Genomic DNA, 16,053 nt, shown 5'->3' with positions numbered 1-16,053 from the left:
CACCACTTTGAGCACCACTTTGAGCATGGCTCAGGCGCTGAACGCCGCGCTCCGGGACGCCCTGCGCGAGGACGAACGCGTTCTCGTCTTCGGTGAGGACGTGGGCCCGCTGGGCGGCGTCTTCCGCATCACCGACGGGCTGACCAAGGAGTTCGGCGAGGAGCGGTGCTTCGACACGCCGCTGGCCGAAGCCGGGATCGTGGGGCTGGCCGTGGGGCTGGCCATGGGCGGCTTCCGGCCGGTGATCGAGATGCAGTTCGACGCGTTCGCCTACCCGGCCTTCGAACAGATCGCCTCGCACGTGGCCAAGCTGCGCAACCGCACGCGCGGGCGGCTGTCGCTGCCGATGGTGATCAGGATCCCGTACGCGGGCGGCATCGGCGGCGTCGAGCACCACTGCGACTCCAGCGAGGCGTACTACGCGCACACGCCCGGCCTGAAGGTCGTGACCCCCGCGACGGCCGACGACGCGTACTGGCTGCTGCGCGACGCCATCGCCGACCCCGACCCGGTGATCTTCATGGAACCCAAGCGCCTGTACTGGTCCAAGGGCGAGACGTCCGTCGGGGACCGGCGGGCGGCGGGGTTCGGGCGGGCGGCGGTGCTGCGCGAGGGCCGCGACGCGACGCTGGTCGCCTACGGGCCGAGCGTTTCGGTGGCGCTCCAGGCCGCCGACGCCGCGGCCAAGGACGGGCTCGCCCTGGAGGTGGTGGATCTGCGGACGATCGTCCCGTTCGACGACTCGACCGTCGTGTCCTCCGTACGCAAGACCGGGCGCTGCGTGGTGATCCAGGAGGCCCAGGGCTTCGCCGGGGTGGGCGCGGAGATCGCGGCCCGCGTGCAGGAGCGGTGCTTCCACTCGCTGGCGGCGCCGGTGCTGCGGGTCACGGGGTTCGACATCCCGTACCCGCCTCCGATCCTCGAGCACTCGCATCTGCCGGACGCCGACCGGGTGCTGGACGCGGTGGACCGGCTCCAGTTCGGTGACGAGCCCGATCTGGCGCACCTGGGCGGGGAGGCGTCATGACGCGGCACGTGTTCCGCCTGCCCGACCTGGGCGAGGGGCTGACGGAGGCCGAGATCGTCGACTGGAAGGTCGCCGTCGGGGACACCGTCGAGATCGACCAGATCGTGGTGGAGGTCGAGACCGCCAAGGCGGCGGTGGAGGTGCCTGTGCCGTACGCGGGGACGGTGCTGAGCCTGCACGCTTCGGCGGGGGCCGTCCTGTCGGTGGGGGAGCCGCTCATCGAGGTCGGCCCGGCGGGCGGCGTGGGCGATTCGGCCGCCGCGGAACGCTACCGGGAGGAGGAACGCGCCGGATCCGGAAATGTCCTCATCGGCTACGGCACCGGCCACACCCCCACCACCCGCCGACGCTCCCGAAAGGCCCCCGCAACCCCCGGCCGGCCACCTACGGTCCCGGCCTCCCGGCCCGCGCCCACCTCGCCGGCCGCGTCCGCGTCGCCGGCCGCGCCTGCTTCCCCGGCCGCGGCTGGTGAGCGGCAGGCGCCTCGGGTGATCTCCCCGCTCGTGCGCAGGCTCGCCCACGAGCACGGGGTGGATCTCGCCGCCGTCACCCCCACCGGACCCCGCGGCGTGATCCTCCGCCGCGACGTCGAACGCGCCATGGCAGCCCCCGCCGCCTCCACCGTCCCCGCCGTCGCCCCGGCGGCACCGGGAGCGACCGAGACGACGTCGGCCGCGACCGGGACAGCGTCCGCCGCGACCCGGACGGCATCGGTCGCAACCCGGACGACATCGGAGGCGACCGGAACCCCGCTCCGGACCGAGCGCATCCCCCTGCGCGGACTCCGGCGGGCGGTGGCCGACAAGCTGAGCCGCAGCCGTACCGAGATCCCCGACGCCACCACCTGGGTGGACGTCGACGCCACCGGCCTGTTCGAGGTCAAGGACGCGCTCCGGCGGGACCGCCCGGACCTCGGCATCGGGCTGCTCGCGCTCCTGGCCCGCAGCTGCGTGGCCGCCCTGCGCCGCTTCCCCGAGCTGAACTCCTCGGTCGACATCGCCCGCGCCGAGATCGTCCGGCACGGCCACGTCAACCTCGGCTTCGCCGCCCAGACCGATCGCGGCCTGGTCGTGCCGGTGGTCCGCGACGCGCACCTCATGACGACCGCGCAGCTCGCCGCCGAACTGGCCAGGCTCACCGCCCTCGCCCGCGAAGGCACGCTGCCGCCCGCGGCACTGACCGGGGGCACGTTCACGCTCAACAACTACGGCGTCTTCGGCGTGGACGGATCCACCCCGATCATCAACCATCCCGAGGCGGCGCTCCTCGGCGTCGGCCGCATCATCGACCGCCCCTGGGTGAAGGACGGCGCGGTCGTGCCCCGCAAGGTCACCCAGCTGTCGTTCACGTTCGACCACCGGGTCTGCGACGGCGGCGCGGCAGGCGGCTTCCTGCGCTTCGTGGCCGACTGCGTGGAGAACCCCGCCGTCCTGCTCGCCCACGTCTGACGGAAGGAAGTGACATCAGGTGGTCAACGTACGCTCGTCTCTGCTCGACCTTCAGTCCTACGTGCCGGGCCGCAAGTCGCCCGGGGCCGTCGTGCTGGCCAGCAACGAGTGCCCGTACGGCCTGCTGCCCGGCGTCGCCGCCCGCCTGGCCGAGCTGACCGGCGGCCTGTCCCGGTACCCGGACATGGGGGCCACCCGCCTGCTCGAAGCGCTGGCCGCCCGCCACGAGGTGAGCACCGATCGCATCGCCGTGGGCGCGGGCTCGTCCGAGGTCTGCGGGCAGGTCCTGCACACGGTGTGCGGGCCGGGCAGCGAGGTGGTCTTCGGGTGGCGGTCGTTCGAGGCGTACCCGATCCTGACCACGGTGGCGGGCGGAGTCCCCGTACGGGTCCCGCTGCGCGACCACGTCCAGGACCTCCAGGCCATGGCGGCGGCCATCACCCCGCGGACCAGGCTGGTGTTCGTCTGCAACCCGAACAACCCGACCTCCACCCCCGTCGGCGAGGCCGCCCTGCGCGCCTTCGTGGACCAGTTGCCCGAGCACGTGCTGGTCGCCGTGGACGAGGCCTACCACGAGTACGCCGACCCGTCCGCCGTGCCGGACGCGCTCGCGCTCTTCGGCGACCGGCCGAACGTCGTCGTGCTCAGGACCTTCTCCAAGGCGTACGCGCTGGCCGGCCTGCGGGTCGGCTACTGCGTCGGGCCACCGGAGATCATCGCCCAGGTACGCAAGACGCAGACGCCCTTCAGCGTCAGCGCCCTCGCCCAGGAGGCGGCGATCGCGGCGCTCCGCGAGCACGAGGAGGTGGACAGGCGAGTCGCCCTCACCGTCAAAGAGCGCGACCGCGTCACCGGCGAGCTCCGGGCCCTCGGCTATGACCTGCCGCCGTCCCAGGCGAACTTCCTGTGGCTCCCGCTCGGTCACGACAGCGCGCCCTTCGCCGACCACTGCCACGCCAACGGGGTGATCGTGCGGGCGTTCCCGGGGGAGGGCGTGCGCGTCACGGTGGGCCTGCCGGAGGAGAATGCGACCTTTCTCACGCCGGCCGCAACCTGGCAACGACAGCAGGGTTGACAACGGGCGCCCGAATACAACACCCTTTCACTACTCAAATAGTGAAAGGGTGTTTTCGGTTGATCGAGTTCAACCTGGACCGCGGCTCGGGGGTCTCGACGTACCTGCAGCTCGTTCACCAGGTCAAACAGGCGCTCAGGCTCGGTACGCTGCGGCCCGGTGACCAGTTGCCGACTGCCCGCGAGGTGGTCGAGAGCCTGGCCATCAACCCCAACACCGTGCTCAAGGCGTACCGGGAGCTGGAGCGCGAAGGGCTGGTCGAGGGACGGCAGGGGATGGGGACGTTCGTTCAGCGGGGCGTCGCCGGTGCGACGCTCGCCGAGCACACGCGGCTGCGGCGCGGGCTGGAGGCGTGGGTGCGCGAGGCCCGCGCGGCCGGGCTCGACCAGGAGGACCTGCGGGTGTTGGTCACCGTGGTCCTGGCCGACGTCGCGAAGGAGGACGTGGCATGAGTCCCGTGCTGGAGGCGACCGGGCTGGGGGTCCGCTATCGCCGTACGTGGGTGTTGCGCGACTGCTCGCTGTCCGTGCCCGCGGGGCGCGTGGCGGCGCTCGTCGGGCCCAACGGCGCGGGCAAGACCACTCTCATGCACGCGGCCGTCGGCCTGCTGCGGCCCGCGCTGGGAAGCATCCGCGTGGCCGGCGAGGTGGCGTTCGTGGCCCAGGACAAGCCGCTGTACGAGAGCTTCACCGTCGCCGAGATGCTCACCTTCGGCCGCCGCATGAACACCCGCTGGGACGACGCCGCCGCTGCGGACCGGCTCGCCCGGCTGGGCATCCCGCTGGAGCGGAAGGTGAGCGGGCTGTCGGGCGGGCAGCAGGCGCAGGTGGCGGTCACGATGGCGCTGGCCTGCCGGCCCGACCTGCTCGTGCTGGACGAACCGCTGGCCAACCTCGACCCCCTCGCCCGCCACGACGTGATGCGCTCGATCATGGCGGAGATGGCCGGGCGGGAGCTGACCGTGCTGCTGTCCTCGCATGTCGTCTCGGACCTGGAGGAGACGTGTGACTGGCTGATCGTGCTGAACGGGGGCCGGCTGCAGGTCAGTGGTGACATCGAGGACCTCCTCGACGGGCATCTCGTGCTCACCGGACCGGACGGGGCATCGGTGGCGGGGATGCAGGTGGTGAGCGCGAGCCGGGCCGGCAGGCAGGTCAGCATGCTGGTCAGGGGCGCGCCCCCGCTCGATCCTCGCTGGCAGGCACGGCGCCCCCGGCTGGAGGAGCTCGTCATGGGCTATCTGCGCAGTCCCGAGTCGGCGGCACTTCCGGAGCTGACGGGGGTGAGCGCGTGATCTGGGTGACGTGGCGTCAGCACCGGGCGCAGCTCCTGGTGACGGCGGGCTTCCTGGCGCTGCTGGGGGTGCTGCTGCTGGGTTCGGCGGTGGAGGCGAGCCGGTACGTGACCGAGCACGCCCCGCCCGGCTGCCCGGGGCCCGCTGTGGAGTGCGGAGACCTGGCGGTGGCGCTCGGGCGGCGCTACGACGCGGTCTACTCGGTGTTCGGCTGGATGCCGCTGGTGGCGCCGGCGCTGATCGGGGCGTTCTGGGGCGCGCCCCTGCTCGGCCGCGAGTACGAGCGCGGCACCCACCGCCTGGCCTGGACTCAGGCGGTGCCCGTGTGGCGGTGGCTGGCGGTCAAGCTGTCGATCCTGGGCGGGGCGGTCGTGGCGGGTGGGCTGCTGCTGTCGCTCATGGTGAGCCTGTGGCGGCCGGTGTTCCGGGAGGGGGTCGACTCCACGTTCGGCAATATCGGCGTGTTCAACATGGTCGGCGTGGAGCCGGCGGCGTGGTGGCTGTACGCGTTCGCGCTGGGCACGCTGGCCGGCACCCTGTTCCGGCGTACGCTGCCCGCGATGGCGCTGGTCGTGGCCGGGGTGGCGGTGACGATGTTCACCCTGTTCCAGCTGAGCGACTACTACGCCGAGCCGGCGCGTACCGAGCTGTCCGGCACCGTGCTGCTGGACGATCCCGACGCCCGGATGGTGAGCGCCGCCTGGGTGGAGCCGTCCGGGAGGGAGGTGGCCGAGCCGTCGGGGAGCGGCTGCCCGCGTCGGGTGGACGCGGGGCAGAGCAACAGGAACGCCGAGGCATGGCAGGCGTGCCTGTTCGGTAAGGGCTACCGGTACGCGGTGTACCACCATCCGGCGTCCCGATTCTGGCGCTTCCAGTGGACCGAGGCGGGAATCCTGGCGCTCGCGTCGGCGGTCCTCGGCGGCCTGGCCGTACGCCGTACCCTCCGCCGCCCCGGCTGACGGGCCGGCTCCGCCGGTCAGGCCCCGCTGGTGACCTCGTCCACACCCCGGTCCAACCGCAGGCCGCGGGTCTCCCTGAACGAGGTCAGCACCACCACCAGCGACACGACCGCGAGCCCCACCATGTAGTAGGCGGGCGCGACGGCGCTGCCCGTCGCGGAGACCAGCCCGGTCGCCGCGAACGGGGCGGTGCCGCCGAACAGCACGTACGCCGCCGTGTACCCGATGGCCGAGCCGCTCGCCCGCACCTTCGCGGGGAACATCTCCACCAGCGCGGGCACGTTGGAGGTGCCGATCACCGACACGAGCATCGCCAGCACCGATGTGCCGACCATCGCCCCGGCCAGGCTCGACCCCATCAGCCAGAACGCCGGCAGCGGCAGCAGCACGAAGCCCGCGCACGCGACGACGAGCATGGGCCGGCGGCCGAACCGGTCGCTGGCCGCCGCCGCGAACAGGCAGGCCACGCTGTAGGCGAGCATCGAGACCACGTTCGTGAGCTGGGCCTGGCTCTTGGTGTAGCCGAGCTCCTCCGACATGTACGCGATCATGTAGCTGCTCATCAGGTAGTACCCGACGGCGTTGGTGATGCTGTAGCCGAAGAGAGTGGCGATCTGGCGACCGCAGCGGCGTACGGCCTCGCGCAGCGGCGCCGGCTCGACCGCGTCGTGCTGCTGCAGCGACCGGAACACGGGCGTGTCCTCGACCTTGGACCGCAGATACAGGCCGATGAGCCCGAGCGGCGCCGCCAGCAGGAACGGGATGCGCCAGCCCCAGCTCTGCAGCGCCTCGGTCGTGACCGTCGAGGTGATCAGGAAGCCGACGCCGGAGCCCGCCACGCTGGCCAGGCCCACGGTCACCGGCACGGCGGCGGCGAAGCGGGCCCGCCGCCCCTCCGGCGCGTACTCCACGATGAACGCCGACGCCCCGGTGTACTCGCCGCCGGTCGAGAACCCCTGGGCGCAGCGCAGCAGGAACAGCAGGATCGGCGCGGCCATGCCCCAGGAGGCGTAGGTGGGCAGGATGCCGATGAGGAACGTGGCGCCGCTCATCGTCAGGATGGTCAGCGCCAGCATCCTGTTGCGGCCGAGGCGGTCGCCGTACCTGCCGAAGAAGGCGGCCCCGAGCGGGCGGGCGACGAACCCGCCCGCGAAGATCGCCCAGGTGGCGAGCAGCGCGGCCGTCGTGTCGTAGTCGGGGAAGAACAGCTTGGCGATCGTCGCGGACATCACCGCGTACGCCGCCGAGTCGAACCATTCGACGAAGTTGCCGATGGCGGAGGCCAGGGTGACCTTGCGCCGGACGTTCGTGGAGGCGTGGGGGGTCATTGCTTGCTCCCTATTTCTGGTGACGGAGTCGGAGCTGGGCGCGCTGGATCTTCCCGGTCGCCGACCGGGGCAGCTCGTCCACGAACTCGATCTCCCTGGGGTAGGCGAAGCGCGAGTGCGTGGTCTTGGCGAACTCGCGGATCTGCCGTGCCAGCTCCTCGCCCGGCAGGTGGCCGGGCGCCGGCCGGATCCACGCCTTGACGGCCTGGCCGCGTACGGGGTCGGGCACCCCGGCCACGCCCACGTCCGCGACGGCGGGATGGGCGCGCAGCGCCTCCTCGATCTCGTCGGGGCCGACGCGGTAGCCGGAGGTCTTGATCACGTCGTCGACGCGGCCGAGGAACCAGTAGTAGCCGTCCTCGTCCACCCGCGCGTGGTCCTTGGTGTGGAACCACTCGCCGCCGAACACCTCCCGGGAGGGCTCGGGGCGGTTCCAGTAGCCGAGCGGGAACTGCGGGTTGCTCCGCGCCCGCAGGCAGATCTCGCCGACCTCGCCCGCCGGGACCGGCCGCTCGTGCTCGTCGAGGAGCGCCACGTCCCAGCCGGGCAGCGGCCGGCCCATGGACCCCTCCTTGACCGGGACGCCGGGGAAGTTCCCGATCAGCGGGTACGACTCCGTGGAGCCGTAGTAGTCGAGCAGCGTGACCCCGAACTGGTCGCGGAACCAGCCGATCAGGTCGGCGGTGAGCGGCTCGTTGGCGCAGCAGATCGTACGGAACCGCTGCGGGTGACGGTGGCCCGCGTCGGGCAGCTGCTCGCGCATCTTGCGCAGGAACGTGGGGTTGACCAGGCCGGTCGTGACGCCGTTGCGCGCCATGCTGGCCAGCAGCCCCTCCGGGTCGAACCCGGCCTCCGGCCGGTAGACCAGGTGCGTCGCGCCCGCCCTGAGCGGGCCCATGAGCTTGGCCATCGACCAGGCCCACTCTCCCGCGCCGTAGAAGACGTCGCCGGGACGCAGGTCATGGCAGTGCCGGAACTCGTTGTGGCCGAGCAGCGTGCGGTGCGCGTGCACGATGCCCTTGGCGGGACCGGTCGTGCCGGAGGTGTAGAAGATCAGCGCGGGGTCGTCGGCGGCGGTGTCGGCGTCCTCGAACTCCGGCGTCAGCAGGCCGATCGCCGGGTCGTCCACGTCGACCACGGTCCCGCCGTACCCGCGCGCCCGCCGGATCGCGCCCGCCTCGGTGACCAGCACGGACGCGCCCGAGTCGGCGAGCCGGTAGGCGATCTGGTCGTCGGCCCAGAGCAGGGACATGGTCACGAGCACGGCGCCGGTACGCAGCACTCCCAGGTACGTCGCCGGGGTGTCGGTGCGCTGGGGGAGCATGACCGCGACCCGGTCGCCGGGGCGGACGCCGAGGCCGTGCAGGCAGGCGGCCACCTGGCGGGAGCGGTCCTGCACGGCGCCCCAGCGGACCTCCTCGCGCGCTCCCGTGTGATCCTCGAAGATCAGCGCCAGGTTCTCGCGGGGGTGGCGGTCGGCCACGTCCACGGCCATGTTGTAGCGTCCGGGAACGCTCCACTCGGTCACTTGGCGCGTCCCTTCAGAAAACGGGCCATCTCCCGCTGGGGTTCGCCCGTGGCGTACGCGGCGGCGTGCACCTGCTTGGCGGCCGCGACCGAGTCGGCCAGGGCGTCCCGCTCCAGTTCCCTGAGCCGCCCCTTCGTCAGCGCCACCGCGCCGGAGGGCAGCGCGGCCAGCTCCTTGGCCTGCGCCACGGCTGCGGCCAGCACGTCGTTCTCCGCCACGAGCCTGGTCAGCAGGCCGAGCCGCTCCGCCTCCGCCCCGTACACCAGGCGTCCGGTCAGCGCGAACTCGATGGTCTTCGCGCGGCCGAGCACGCCCCACATGGCCCAGATGCCGGTGATGCTCGGGATGCCCGACAGCACCTCCGGCTGGCCCATCCGGGTGCCCGCGTGGCCGATGCGCAGGTCGGCCAGCAGCGCGAACTGGAACCCCGACCCGGCCGCCACCCCGTTCACCGCGGCCACGACCGGCTTGTCGAGGTCGAGCACCGCCCGGTAGAGCCGGTCGAAGCCGTCGATCCAGGCGTCGGAGGCGGCGTGGTCGTCGGGGTCGATCCCGGCCGTCTCACCCAGGTCCTGACCGGCGCAGAAAGCGCGTCCCGCCCCCGTGAGGACGACGGCGCCCACCTCCGGGTCGGCGCCCGCCGCGCGCAGCAGCTCGATCAGCCGCTCCCGCATCCCGGCGGTCCAGGCGTTCAGCTTCTCCGGGCGGTTCAAGGTGATCACCGCGACGGGTCCGTCACGGTCCAGCAGCACACTCACTAGCGTCCCTCCGCAGGTCAACGGGCTTGTCGGGGATATAACCAGGTCCTGCGGGGTGCTGGCCAACATCAATGTGGACTCTTGGCGATATCAGAGCGATATGGTCGGGGTGATGGAGCTACGCCACCTGCGGTATTTCGTCATGGTCGCCGAGGAGCTGCACTTCGGCCGGGCCGCGGAGCGGCTGCACATGGCGCAGCCGCCGCTGTCCCAGCGCATCCGCGACCTGGAGCGGGAGCTGGGCGTCCGGCTGTTCGACCGCAACCCGCACCGCGTCTCGCTCACCGAGGCCGGCGCGCTGCTGCTCGAACACGCGCGCGGGGTGCTGGAGCGGGCGGACGCGGCCCGCGAGGCCATGCGCCGCATCCGCCCGGGCGACTCGGGCGTGCTCCGGGCCGGGGTGCCGCCGGACACGACGCCGATGGCGCTCAGGACGCTGGTGGCCACGTTCGCCGAGCGTGTCCCCGACGTGCTGCTGGAGCTGCACGAGCTGACCACCGCCAGCCAGCTCGCCAAGCTGCGCGCGGAGGAGCTCGACGTGGGCCTCGTCCGGCATCCCTGCGACACGGTGGGGCTGGAGTCGAGCGAGGTCGTCCACCGGCGGCTCGGCGTGGTGCTGCCCGCCGGCCACCGCGCGGCCGGTCAGGAGGTGGTACGCCTGCGCTCGCTCGACGGGTCACCGCTGGTGATCTTTCCCCGGGAGATGGCGCCTCAGCTCTACGACCACGTGCTGGAGGCGTGCCGGGACAACGGGTTCCTGCCCGGCGCGATCAGGCACGCCAGAAACCCTCACTTCGTGCACGGCCTCGTCATGTCGGGGCTGGGGGCGCACCTCAACGAGGAGCCGTACGACGAGCTGCCCGCCGGGCTGGTGTGGCGGCCCATCGACGAACCCCGGCTGACCTGGTCGACCTCGGCGGTGTGGCTGCCGGTGCAGGGCGGCGAGGTCGCCACGGCCTTCGCCGCCGCGGCCCTCGCGGGGCTGCGCGATGTCGGCCATGCCTGATGCCGCGTTCCGCGACGGCGGAGGTCAGCGGGCCTGGCGGCGCCAGACCGAGGGGCTGAGAGCGCGGGCGCGCTTGAACGCCACGCTGAAGGCGAAGGCGTCCTCGTACCCGACCTGCCGGGCCACGGTGGCGACGGTCGCCTCGGTGTCACGGAGCAGGTCCGCCGCCAGGGCCATGCGCCAGCCGGTGAGATAGGTGAGCGGGGGCTCGCCGACCAGGCCGGTGAAGCGCGCGGCGAAGGCGGCGCGGGACATGCCGACCTTGGCGGCCAACTCGGCGACCGTCCACCGGTGGGCGGGGTCCTCGTGCAGCAGGCGCAGTACGTCCCCGATCGCGGGGTCGCCCAGCGCCCGATGCCAGGCGGGCAGGGCCGGATCCGGCCTGGCGCACCAAGCGCGCAACGCCAGCACGAGCACCAGATCCAGGAGGCGGTCGAGGATGGCGTCCTGGCCGGGTTCGTCGCAGGCGATCTCGGTGGCCAGCAGCTCCAGCGCCGCTCGGGTCCGCGGCCCGGCGGGCACGACCGCCAGCGGCGGGAGCATGTCCAGCAGGCGGTCGCCCACGTCGCCGCGGAGTTCGTACGCGCCCCGGATCATGACCGTGGCCCCGGGCAGGCCGTCACCGTAGGTGCGGGGCGCCAGGCTCCGGTGAGCCGCCACCTGGTCGCCGCCGACGGCGTACTTCTTCTGCCCCTGAATCACCACCTGGGGTGGGGTGGAGGGGCTGTCGGCGATCGTGTAGCGGCTCGTGGCGCTGATGAGGGCGATGTCACCGGCGGCGAGATGTACGGGGGCGACGTCCTCGTCGAGCCGGACCGACGCGTGGCCGCCGAGCGTGGCCACGACCGTGAGCGGGGGAGCGTCGGCGAAGCCCAGCGACCACGGCGGCCGCTGGACCAGCTTCCTGACCGGCGCGTTCTTGGCGCGGGCCCGGTGCAGCAGATCGCTCAGGACATCCATGCCCATCACGGTAGACGATCACAAAGGTATCCCGGATGTTCTCCCATGGATCGTCTTCGCGTTGTGGAGTTCCCTTGGGGGAATGACGAACATCCTCATCCTGGGCGGCAACGGCAAGACCGGCCGCCGCATCGTCCGGCGTCTGCGGAGCGCCGGCCATCCGGTACGGGCGGTGGCCCGTACCAGCGGAGACCTCCCCTTCGACCTGGGCGATCCGACGACGTGGGCGCCCGCGCTCGACGGCGTCACCGCCGGCTACCTCATGGAGCCGGACCTGCGGGGGAGCGTCGACCACCGCGCGCGCATCCCCGGGTTCGTGGCCGAGGCGGTCGCGTCGGGGGTGCGGCGGCTGGTGCTGCTGTCGGCCTACGGCGTCGGCGAGGCCGGCGACAGCCATCCCCTCAAGCCCGCCGAGCAGGCCGTGCGCGACTCCGGCGTCGGCTGGACCATCCTGCGGCCGGACTGGTTCGCGCAGAACTTCAGTGAGAGCTTCTGGCGGCAGGGGGTTCTCTCCGGGGAGCTGGTCCTGCCCGCCGGTGACGGGGGTACGCCGTTCATCGACGCCGAGGACATCGCCGAGGTCGCCGCGGCCGCGCTCACCGAGGACCGCCACGGCGGCCGGACCTACCAGCTGACCGGACCGCGGGCGATCAGCTTCGGCGAGGCGGCCGACCTCATCGGCAAGGCCACCGGGCGTACGGTCCGTCACGTCGACGTCGAGCCCGAGGTCTTCGTCGAGCGTCAGGTCGCCAATGGCGTCCCCGCCGACGTCGCCCGGCTGCTCACCGGCCTCTTCGTGGCCGTCCGCGACGGCCGGGGCTCGCCGGTCTCGGACGGCGTGGAACGGGCCCTCGGCCGGCCGCCGAGGTCGTTCGAGGACTACGTCGTTGAGAGCGCCGCCGCCGGCCACTGGGACTGACCACCGAGGGCTGCCGGAGGTGCCGCGTCCGCCGGGCAGGAAGCGATGGGCGCAGAGCGGGACCGGCTTCGGCGCCCATCGCCGGATCGTGCCCCGCGCTCCGGCGCGCCTCCTCCTCGCCGTCGCGCCAGTCCGGCCAAGGGCATTCCCAACCTCGCTGCCCGCGATGCTAGGGTCCGGCCATGGATCACGAGCGATCAACGGGGCCGACCGGCTTCACGTAGTCCGCCAGGAGATACCTGGCGGTGCTACCAGGGGAGCCCCATGTCCCGCACCGCCCATCACCTTGACCGCCCGATTCCCGCTGGAGGTGATCGGCGGGGAGACCCGTGGCGATCGGTGACGATAGTCGATCTCCGTTACAGCGCCGCGTGCCTGCGCGAGGCAGAACGAGCCGGCCATCGAGCATGCCCGGCCCCTGTCCGCCGCAGGGTCGACGTCTACTCCTGGGCCAGGGCCGATCGTCGGGACCGGTCGGTGGCGGAATGGGCCAAGATCGAAGAGCGCCGAGCGCGCCAGCGCCTGCGTCTCCAGCTCGAAGCGATCCGCCAGAGGGCCAACGCCACCGAGGCCGTCGACGATCTCGAGGTCCACCCTGCCCGACACCGTCGCAACGCCATCTGGCTGTACTGATCAGGAGATACCCCCTCTATCGGTACAGCCTGCCGCGTACCCGTACCGGCGGCACCCCGAGCGTGCCGGCGGCGGCCACTCTCCGATCTCCGGCCCGGTCCTGGCCGGTGGACGCCTCTACCTCGCGACTCCCGAGGGGTTGCCGGCCGCCCACGACGCGCGCACCGGCGCGCGTGAAGCCATGACCCTGGTGGCCTCGGCGGTGCGGACTGATGAGCACGACCAGTCCTTCTGCGCCGAACGAATCTACATCGTAAAGGCGCCGGGTGGGGATGGTGCGACAACCTGACCAACATCCGACCTTCGCCCCCGAGTGGGTCGTCGGACGTCGCGTGTATCGTGGCTGGTTAGGGGCATATTCGGTCACGGGAGTCGGGCTGGACGCTGATGACCGGCAGGGGGTGTGATCGCGGTCCTGGTCCTCGTTGGAGCGGCCTCAGGCTCGGCATTTCTCTGATCAAGGGCTCGATCATGGAACTTCAGAACCAGACCGCGCTGGTGACCGGAGGCGGCTCGGGCATCGGCCGGGCGACCGCGCTGGCGCTCGCCCGCGAGGGGGCCTTCGTCATCGTCGCCGGTCGCAGCGCCGATCGCCTCGCCGAGACGGTCGCGGAGATCGAGGCCGCGGGTGGCAGGGCTCGTGCCGTTCCCACGGATCTCAACGACCTGGACGCGCTGCAGCGGCTTGCCGACGAGGTCGGCGACGTCGACATCCTGGTCAACAACGCGGGCGTCTACCCCTTCATGCCGACCCCGAAGCAGGATCTGGAGTCGTTCATGCAGGTGTTCGACACCAACGTGCGGGGGCCGTTCTTCCTGACCGCCGCCCTCGCGCCGAGGATGGGGGCCAAGGGGTCCGGCAGCATCGTCAATGTCAGCTCGATCGCCGCTCTTCAGGGCATCGCGGACGCCGCCGCGTATGGGGCGACGAAGGCTGCTCTCGACGCCCTCACCCGCTCTTGGGCCGCTGAGTTCGGCGATCGCGGGGTGCGGGTCAACTCCGTCGCCCCTGGCAACACCAGGACCGACAACGTGGTGAAGGCCCTCGGTGAAGAGATGTTCGAGGAGTGGGGGCGTACGGGCAACCCGCTCGGCCGCCTCGGCCGTCCGGAGGAGGTCGCCGAAGCGATCCTCTTCCTCGCCTCCCCGCGGTCGAGCTATATCACCGGGGTCACCCTGCCGGTCGATGGCGGCTACGTCGCGCGCGGCTGAGCCGGCCCTCCCATGGCAACCAGCTCACGGCACGAACGGAGACGCAAGGCCGCGTCCTGGCCTCGATCGATGGCGCCAGATCGGAGGTCGCCGGTACGCCAAGCAGGGCTGGAGGAACCCTGCGCCGGGCCCGACAGAAGCCTCAAGCGGGGATCAGCCGAGCGGGACCTCTGCCGAGCGGGAGGGGACGGCGTCGAGCGTGTTGAGCGTCGCGCGGTCGAAGGTGATCGTGGCGGCGGCGATGTTCTCTTCGAGGTGCTTGATGCTGGAGGTGCCGGGGATGAGCAGGACGTGGGGGGCGTGGTGCAGCAGCCAGGCGAGGCCGACCTGTGAGGGTGTGCGGTCGAGGGACGCCGCCGCGGTGAGGACGGCCGCCTCGTCGGTCACCTTCGGCATCTGGGGGAAGGCGCCGCCGAGGGGGAAGAACGGGACCCAGGCGATCCCCTCGGCCTGGCACAGCCGGAGCACGGCCTCGTCGTCGCGGGTGACGAGGCTGTAGGCGTTCTGTACGCAGGCGATGCCGGCGGGGATCGCCCGGCGCAGCCCGTCGAGGGTGACGCTGCCCAGCCCGATCGCGCCGATCTTGCCCTCGTCGCGCATCGCCGTCATCACGGCGAGCTGGTCGTCGAGGTCGACCGCCTGTTCGCCGGTGGCCCGTAGTCCGGGGCCGGCGTCCAGGCGGCGCAGGTTCACGACCGGGATCTGCTCCAGGCCGAGGCTGATGAGGTTGTCCTCGACGCTGGCGCGGAGTTCTTCGGGTCGCTGTGCGGGGCGCAGTGGGATCGGGCCGCCGGGGTTGGGGTCGGCGCCGACCTTGCTGACGACCATGACGTCGTCCTGCGGCCGGATCGCTTCGCGCAGGAGCTCGTTGGCGAAGCCGTTGCCGTAGAACTGGGCGGTGTCGATGTGGTCGACGCCGAGGTCGATCGCGCGGCGCAGGAGCGCCAGGGCCGTGGCGCGGTCGTGGTGCAGGCGTTCGAGCTGTGCGGTGCCGTGGCCGAGGCGGGAGACGGTACGTCCGGCGAACGGCGCGGTGCCGCCGGGCCGAAGAGCGTTGACCGGCTGCTCGTCGGAAAGGGGGTTGCTGGAGGCCATGAGGATCCCCGTCCACGTAGGATGTCAGAGATAACGGAGGATCCTCCGCTATCTCTGACTGACTATAGAGCAATACCGGAGGTTCCTCCGCTTTGAGTTCGCCCGAATCGGCGTCCGCCGGCACCTCCGCCGAGCGGCCGGCCGCGACACAGCGCCCGCTGCGTGCCCACGCCCAGCGCAACCGGGACATGCTCATCGCCGTCGCCCGGGCCGCCTTCGCGGCGGCCGACGACACCGTCCCGCTCGAAAGCATCGCCCGTGAGGCGGGTGTCGGGATCGGCACCCTCTATCGCCATTTCCCCACCCGCGAAGCGCTGGTGGAGGCGGTCTACGCCGCCGAGCTCGACGACATCGCGACGAGCGCCCCCGTCCTGCTCGAACGGTTCCCGCCGCAGATCGCGCTGCGCGCCTGGATGGAGCGGTACGCGGCGTTCAGCGCGGTGAAACGCGGGATGGCCGACGCGCTGCGCGCCGGCCAGGCCTCGGGCCGTATCCCGACCTCCACCACCAGGGAACGCATCACCGCCGCGATCGCGATGATCCTCGCCAAGGGCGCCGAAACGGGCTCACTCCGTGCGGACGTCGACCCGGACGAGGTCACCACGATGCTCCTGGGCATCTTTCTCGCCACGGCGGCCCGCGATACCCCCGAGCAGACCGGCCGGCTCCTGGACCTGCTCGTCGATGCCCTCCTCCCCGGGGCAGGCCGGTAGCGGCGGCCCCGGGGAGGAGGGCGTCGCTGTCAGGCCGGGTCGCTCCGGAGGCCCGGCCGGACAGCGGGGTCGTCGACGGGCAAGAGGGTGCCCGGACG

General features: G+C 72.2%; 16 protein-coding genes. 11 read left to right on the top strand and 5 right to left on the bottom strand.

Annotated features, from left to right (window positions below):
• The first annotated feature begins 25 nt into the window (after window positions 1-25).
• Genes ABZX61_RS21440 through ABZX61_RS21415 form a run of 6 tightly spaced genes read left to right on the top strand, consistent with a single transcriptional unit; the run spans window position 26 to window position 5,803 of the window.
• Entirely contained in the window at window positions 26-1,027 is a 1,002-nt protein-coding gene (locus ABZX61_RS21440) for an alpha-ketoacid dehydrogenase subunit beta (protein WP_355196926.1), read from the top strand.
• The gene (locus ABZX61_RS21435) at window positions 1,024-2,475 is read left to right on the top strand and encodes a dihydrolipoamide acetyltransferase family protein (RefSeq protein ID WP_355196924.1); all 1,452 of its coding nucleotides are present in this window, start codon (window positions 1,024-1,026) and stop codon (window positions 2,473-2,475) included. Before ABZX61_RS21440 ends, ABZX61_RS21435 begins: the two co-directional genes overlap by 4 nt.
• 19 nt (window positions 2,476-2,494) lie before the next feature.
• Window positions 2,495-3,550 (top strand): histidinol-phosphate transaminase, encoded by a 1,056-nt coding sequence (hisC, locus tag ABZX61_RS21430; RefSeq protein ID WP_355196922.1) that lies wholly within the window; start codon window positions 2,495-2,497, stop codon window positions 3,548-3,550.
• A gap of 59 nt (window positions 3,551-3,609) precedes the next feature.
• Window positions 3,610-4,002: a GntR family transcriptional regulator gene (locus ABZX61_RS21425; protein ID WP_355196920.1), complete on the top strand. Its 393-nt coding sequence runs from the start codon at window positions 3,610-3,612 to the stop codon at window positions 4,000-4,002.
• A complete protein-coding gene (locus ABZX61_RS21420) occupies window positions 3,999-4,844 on the top strand; it encodes an ABC transporter ATP-binding protein (RefSeq protein WP_355196918.1) in 846 nt (281 codons plus the stop codon). Before ABZX61_RS21425 ends, ABZX61_RS21420 begins: the two co-directional genes overlap by 4 nt.
• Window positions 4,841-5,803, top strand: a complete 963-nt coding sequence (locus ABZX61_RS21415) for a hypothetical protein (protein ID WP_355196916.1) — start codon at window positions 4,841-4,843, stop codon at window positions 5,801-5,803. Before ABZX61_RS21420 ends, ABZX61_RS21415 begins: the two co-directional genes overlap by 4 nt.
• 17 nt (window positions 5,804-5,820) lie before the next feature.
• Here ABZX61_RS21415 and ABZX61_RS21410 read toward each other — a convergent pair whose 3' ends face one another.
• The 3 genes from ABZX61_RS21410 to ABZX61_RS21400 are packed head-to-tail and all read right to left on the bottom strand — an operon-like array spanning window position 5,821 to window position 9,411.
• A complete protein-coding gene (locus ABZX61_RS21410) occupies window positions 5,821-7,131 on the bottom strand; it encodes an MFS transporter (RefSeq protein ID WP_355196914.1) in 1,311 nt (436 codons plus the stop codon).
• Window positions 7,132-7,141: 10 nt separating this feature from the next.
• A complete protein-coding gene (locus ABZX61_RS21405) occupies window positions 7,142-8,659 on the bottom strand; it encodes an AMP-binding protein (RefSeq protein ID WP_355196912.1) in 1,518 nt (505 codons plus the stop codon).
• On the bottom strand, window positions 8,656-9,411 hold the full coding sequence (locus ABZX61_RS21400) for an enoyl-CoA hydratase/isomerase family protein (RefSeq protein ID WP_355196910.1): 756 nt from the start codon (window positions 9,409-9,411) through the stop codon (window positions 8,656-8,658). Before ABZX61_RS21400 ends, ABZX61_RS21405 begins: the two co-directional genes overlap by 4 nt.
• 118 nt (window positions 9,412-9,529) lie before the next feature.
• Here ABZX61_RS21400 and ABZX61_RS21395 point away from each other — a divergent pair, with 118 nt between their 5' ends.
• On the top strand, window positions 9,530-10,423 hold the full coding sequence (locus ABZX61_RS21395) for a LysR substrate-binding domain-containing protein (protein ID WP_355196908.1): 894 nt from the start codon (window positions 9,530-9,532) through the stop codon (window positions 10,421-10,423).
• A 24-nt stretch (window positions 10,424-10,447) separates the two neighbouring features.
• Here the strand turns inward: ABZX61_RS21395 and ABZX61_RS21390 are convergent, their stop codons facing one another.
• A complete protein-coding gene (locus ABZX61_RS21390; protein ID WP_355196906.1) occupies window positions 10,448-11,383 on the bottom strand; it encodes an AraC family transcriptional regulator in 936 nt (311 codons plus the stop codon).
• A gap of 82 nt (window positions 11,384-11,465) precedes the next feature.
• Here ABZX61_RS21390 and ABZX61_RS21385 point away from each other — a divergent pair, with 82 nt between their 5' ends.
• The 3 genes from ABZX61_RS21385 to ABZX61_RS21375 all read left to right on the top strand — a co-directional run bounded on the left by ABZX61_RS21385 (window position 11,466) and on the right by ABZX61_RS21375 (window position 14,147).
• Window positions 11,466-12,302 (top strand): SDR family oxidoreductase, encoded by an 837-nt coding sequence (locus ABZX61_RS21385; protein ID WP_355196904.1) that lies wholly within the window; start codon window positions 11,466-11,468, stop codon window positions 12,300-12,302.
• A gap of 477 nt (window positions 12,303-12,779) precedes the next feature.
• Window positions 12,780-12,935 (top strand): hypothetical protein, encoded by a 156-nt coding sequence (locus ABZX61_RS21380; RefSeq protein ID WP_350742008.1) that lies wholly within the window; start codon window positions 12,780-12,782, stop codon window positions 12,933-12,935.
• Window positions 12,936-13,406: 471 nt separating this feature from the next.
• Window positions 13,407-14,147: an SDR family oxidoreductase gene (locus ABZX61_RS21375; protein WP_355196902.1), complete on the top strand. Its 741-nt coding sequence runs from the start codon at window positions 13,407-13,409 to the stop codon at window positions 14,145-14,147.
• Window positions 14,148-14,300: 153 nt separating this feature from the next.
• Here the strand turns inward: ABZX61_RS21375 and ABZX61_RS21370 are convergent, their stop codons facing one another.
• The gene (locus ABZX61_RS21370) at window positions 14,301-15,242 is read right to left on the bottom strand and encodes an aldo/keto reductase (RefSeq protein WP_355196900.1); all 942 of its coding nucleotides are present in this window, start codon (window positions 15,240-15,242) and stop codon (window positions 14,301-14,303) included.
• Between the two features lie 92 nt (window positions 15,243-15,334).
• Here ABZX61_RS21370 and ABZX61_RS21365 point away from each other — a divergent pair, with 92 nt between their 5' ends.
• Window positions 15,335-15,955, top strand: coding sequence for a helix-turn-helix domain-containing protein (locus tag ABZX61_RS21365; protein WP_355196898.1), 621 nt, complete (start codon window positions 15,335-15,337; stop codon window positions 15,953-15,955).
• Window positions 15,956-16,053 lie beyond the last annotated feature (98 nt).

Origin of the sequence: Nonomuraea sp. NPDC003709 (assembly GCF_040610775.1) — a bacterium.
Taxonomy (GTDB): domain Bacteria; phylum Actinomycetota; class Actinomycetes; order Streptosporangiales; family Streptosporangiaceae; genus Nonomuraea; species Nonomuraea angiospora_A.
Note: the sequence above shows the minus strand (reverse complement) of the source record. Positions and strands in the feature narration are given on the sequence as shown.

What these genes read in the sequence shown, in the direction of transcription:
- ABZX61_RS21440 (WP_355196926.1), top strand. Translation starts at nt 26, where the DNA reads ATGGCTCAGGCGCTGAACGCCGCGCTCCGGGACGCCCTGCGCGAGGAC.
- ABZX61_RS21435 (WP_355196924.1), top strand. Translation starts at nt 1,024, where the DNA reads ATGACGCGGCACGTGTTCCGCCTGCCCGACCTGGGCGAGGGGCTGACG.
- ABZX61_RS21420 (WP_355196918.1), top strand. Translation starts at nt 3,999, where the DNA reads ATGAGTCCCGTGCTGGAGGCGACCGGGCTGGGGGTCCGCTATCGCCGT.
- ABZX61_RS21410 (WP_355196914.1), bottom strand. Translation starts at nt 7,131, where the DNA reads ATGACCCCCCACGCCTCCACGAACGTCCGGCGCAAGGTCACCCTGGCC.
- ABZX61_RS21395 (WP_355196908.1), top strand. Translation starts at nt 9,530, where the DNA reads ATGGAGCTACGCCACCTGCGGTATTTCGTCATGGTCGCCGAGGAGCTG.
- ABZX61_RS21390 (WP_355196906.1), bottom strand. Translation starts at nt 11,383, where the DNA reads ATGGATGTCCTGAGCGATCTGCTGCACCGGGCCCGCGCCAAGAACGCG.
- ABZX61_RS21385 (WP_355196904.1), top strand. Translation starts at nt 11,466, where the DNA reads ATGACGAACATCCTCATCCTGGGCGGCAACGGCAAGACCGGCCGCCGC.
- ABZX61_RS21375 (WP_355196902.1), top strand. Translation starts at nt 13,407, where the DNA reads ATGGAACTTCAGAACCAGACCGCGCTGGTGACCGGAGGCGGCTCGGGC.
- ABZX61_RS21370 (WP_355196900.1), bottom strand. Translation starts at nt 15,242, where the DNA reads ATGGCCTCCAGCAACCCCCTTTCCGACGAGCAGCCGGTCAACGCTCTT.